Source organism: Roseateles sp. (assembly GCF_046300915.1).
Lineage (GTDB): Bacteria > Pseudomonadota > Gammaproteobacteria > Burkholderiales > Burkholderiaceae_C > Kinneretia.
Map to the genome: position 1 here is coordinate 1 of NZ_JBKCLH010000007.1, position 3663 is coordinate 3663.

Here is a 3663-nt window from a genome sequence, read left to right on the forward strand (position 1 = left end):
GCTGCGCGCTTCTTGCTGTAGGTCCAGGCGACGATGGCCAGGAACATCACAAGCAGCAGCACCGTGACGAGGGATCTCAGTTCATTGACGTCCATGAGAACTCCTTACTTCACGGCGGTGCCGAGCACCTGCAGATAAGCGATCACCGCATCCATTTCGGTGCGACCCTTCACCGCCTCGGCGGCACCGGCCACGTCGGCATCGCTATAGGGCACGCCCACGACACGCAGTGCCTTCAGCTTGGGGGCCATGTCATCCGGGTTGAGCTTGGCCGTGGCGAGCCCCGGGTAGGCCGGCATATTGGACTCGGGCACCAGATCACGCGGATTGATCAGGTGGATGCGATGCCATTCATCGCTGTACTTGCCGCCGACGCGGTGCAGGTCCGGACCGGTGCGCTTCGAGCCCCACTGGAAGGGGTGGTCATAGACGAACTCACCCGCTGTCGAGTAGTGGCCGTAACGCAGGGTCTCGGCCCGGAAGGGGCGGATCATCTGCGAGTGGCAGTTGTAGCAGCCCTCACGGATATAGACGTCCCGGCCGGCCAGCTGCAGCGGCGTGTAGGGCTTGAGGCCTTCGACCGCCTGCGTGGTCGAGCGCTGGAAGAACAGCGGCACGATCTCCACGATGCCACCGACCAGAACGGTCAGCAGCACCAGCACAATCATCAGGAAGTTGTTGGTCTCGATCTTCTCGTGACCACCCACATGCTTGTTTGCCATGTTATTGCTCCCTCAGTTCAAGCGTGGGCCACGACGGCAGGAATACGCACCGGCACAGCCTTGCCAGCCTGCACGGTCTTGATGACGTTCCAGCCCATGATCAGCATGCCGCCGAGGTACAGCAGACCGCCGGCCAAACGGATCACGTAGAACGGGTAGGTCGCCTTCACGCTTTCAACAAAGGTGTAGACCAGCGTGCCGTCCGGATTCACAGCGCGCCACATCAGGCCCTGCATCACACCGGCGATCCACATCGCGGCGATGTAGAGCACGATGCCCAGCGTCGCCACCCAGAAGTGCAGCTCAATGGCGCGCTTCGAGTACATCTCGGTGCGGCCGAACATGCGCGGAATCAGGTGGTACAGCGCGCCCATCGAGATCAGGCCCACCCAGCCCAGCGCACCCGAGTGCACGTGGCCGACGGTCCAGTCCGTGTAGTGCGACAGCGCGTTCACGGTCTTGATCGACATCATCGGACCTTCGAAGGTCGACATGCCATAGAAGGACAGAGACACGATCAGGAACTTCAGGATCGGGTCATCGCGCAGCTTGTGCCAGGCACCCGACAGGGTCATGATGCCGTTGATCATGCCGCCCCAGCTCGGCGCCAGCAGCACCAGCGAGAACACCATGCCCACGCTCTGCGCCCAGTCAGGCAGCGCGGTGTAGTGCAGGTGGTGGGGGCCCGCCCACATATACGTGAAGATCAGCGCCCAGAAGTGCACGATGGACAGGCGATAGCTGTACACCGGACGGCCGGCCTGCTTGGGGATGTAGTAGTACATCATGCCCAGGAAGCCCGCGGTCAGGAAGAAGCCCACCGCGTTATGGCCGTACCACCACTGCACCATGGCGTCCTGCACGCCGGCATAGGCCGAGTAGCTCTTGAACAGGCTCACGGGAATAGCGGCGCTGTTGACCAGATGCAGCAGGGCCACGGCGATGATGAAGGCGCCGAAGAACCAGTTGGCCACATAGATATGACGCACCTTGCGGATGCCCACGGTGCCGAAGAACACCACGGCATAGCTCACCCACACCAGGGTGATCAGGATGTCAATGGGCCATTCCAGCTCGGCGTATTCCTTGCCGCTGGTGATGCCCAGGGGCAAGGTGATGGCCGCGGCCAGGATGACCAGCTGCCAACCCCAGAAGGTGAGCCAAGCCAGGGCAGGCGCGAACAGCCGGGTCTGGCCGGTGCGCTGCACCACGTGATACGAAGTCGCGAACAGGGCGCAGCCGCCAAACGCGAAGATCACGGCGTTGGTGTGCAGCGGGCGCAGGCGCCCGTAGCTCAACCAGGAAATGCCCAGATTCAGTTCCGGCCATGTCAGCTGGGCGGCAATGACCACCCCGACCAACATGCCCACAACCCCCCACAAAACGGAGGCCAGCGCAAATGCGCGGACCACTCCATCCTCGTATACGGGCCCTAGACGCCCGCTTGCCCCACTCGTCATCTTGACGCTCCTTTGGTGATGCTCGGGGAAAATTCTCAGGGGCGTCCCACCGGCGCGGCTTGATCGCCATCAACCGGGGGTGATTCCTCTTCGAATATGCGTTCGCCTTCGCGTTCCAGATCCTCCAGCTGACCGCTGTTCAGCGCCCAGCCGAACAGGCCCACGATGGCCAGGATCAAGACGACCGACAAAGGCACCAACAGGTACAGGATTTCCATGTGCCAGGTCTTCTCTCAAGCCTTCTGCAGACGCAGTGCGTTCAGCACCACGAACAATGAACTCAGGGCCATGCCCAGCCCCGCTGCCCAGGGAGGCATGAGGCCGAGCAGGGCCAGGGGAATGCATGCGGCGTTGTAGGCCGCGGCCCAAGCCAGGTTCTGACGGATCACGCGCCGGGTGCGCAAGGCCAGCTCACGCAGATGGGCCAGATCATTCAGACGCCCCGACAAGAGCACGCCATCGGCCTGGCTGCGCGCCAGCAAGGCCCCCTGCCCCATGGCCAGGCTGGCATCGGCACGCGCCAGCACCGGCGCGTCATTCACGCCGTCACCCAGCATCAGTACCCTGTGGCCGGCCGCCTGCAGGCGCGCCACCTCGGCCAGCTTGTCCTCGGGGCTGGCGCCACCCATGGCGCGCTGCACCCCGGCCCGCTCAGCCAGGGCATTCACCCGCTGTGGCGCATCGCCCGAGAGCAGCAGCGTGGCGAGGCCCAGCGCATGCAGCCGCGCCACGGCTTCGGCAGCATCGGCGCGCAGACGCTCGCCAAACACCAGGGTCAGGCGTTGCGGGCCATCGACCGGGCCGAAAACCAGCTGGGCCGGCTCCCCGGGCGCCGCACCGCCCAGCCAGCCCTGGGAGCCCAGACGCCACAGGCGCCCCGCATCATCCCTGGCCTCCAGTCCCCGCCCCGGCAGTTCCTCAACGTCCTGCCAGCCCGGATCAGCGGCGACGCGCTCATCGGCCGGCACGGCCAGCAGCAGTGCACGCGCGAACACATGCTGAGAATGCGCAGCAAGCGATGCGGCACGCGCCAGCCAGGCCGACTCGCCACCCGTCTGCTGCAGGCTCATGCCCTCCTCGCTGAGTGTGCCGGTCTTGTCCAGCACCACGGTATCCACCCGGGCCACGTTCTCGAGCAGTTCCAGTCTGGCCAGGAGCACACCGCGCCGCGCCAGATGCCCCGCAGCGGCCAGCCAGGCCGAGGGCGTGGCCAGCGAGAGCGCGCAGGGGCAAGTCACGATCAGCACGGCGACCGCCACCCAGACCGCACGCGCCGGATCAATGTGCCACCACACCAGCGCCGAGCCGGCCGCCAGCAGCAGCACGCCCCAGAGGAAGGGCCCCGCCACACGCTCGGCCAGCAAGGCCGCTGCGGGTCGGCGATCCAGAGCCTCGCGCATCAGACGGACGATGGCTTCGTAGCGGGTATCGGCACCCACGCGCTCCACCCGGACCGTGACGGGCGCCCCGAGGTTCAGGCT

The 3663-nt window shown here is 65.5% G+C and carries 3 protein-coding genes and 1 pseudogene; all 4 read right to left on the reverse strand.

All coding sequences use genetic code 11. The features are described 5' to 3' along the window. Positions 1–104 precede the first annotated feature (104 nt). Positions 105–722, reverse strand: a complete 618-nt coding sequence (ccoO, locus tag ACK5F2_RS00285; RefSeq protein ID WP_409861956.1) for a cytochrome-c oxidase, cbb3-type subunit II — start codon at positions 720–722, stop codon at positions 105–107. A gap of 17 nt (positions 723–739) precedes the next feature. Beyond that, positions 740–2182, reverse strand: coding sequence for a cytochrome-c oxidase, cbb3-type subunit I (gene ccoN / locus ACK5F2_RS00290; protein WP_409861957.1), 1443 nt, complete (start codon positions 2180–2182; stop codon positions 740–742). Positions 2183–2265: 83 nt separating this feature from the next. After that, positions 2266–2400, reverse strand: a pseudogene (gene ccoS, locus ACK5F2_RS00295) (cbb3-type cytochrome oxidase assembly protein CcoS); the annotation flags it as partial. Between the two features lie 15 nt (positions 2401–2415). Next, positions 2416–3663, reverse strand: a 1248-nt coding sequence (locus tag ACK5F2_RS00300; RefSeq protein WP_409861959.1) for a heavy metal translocating P-type ATPase, incomplete at its 5' end; no start/stop codon positions are given.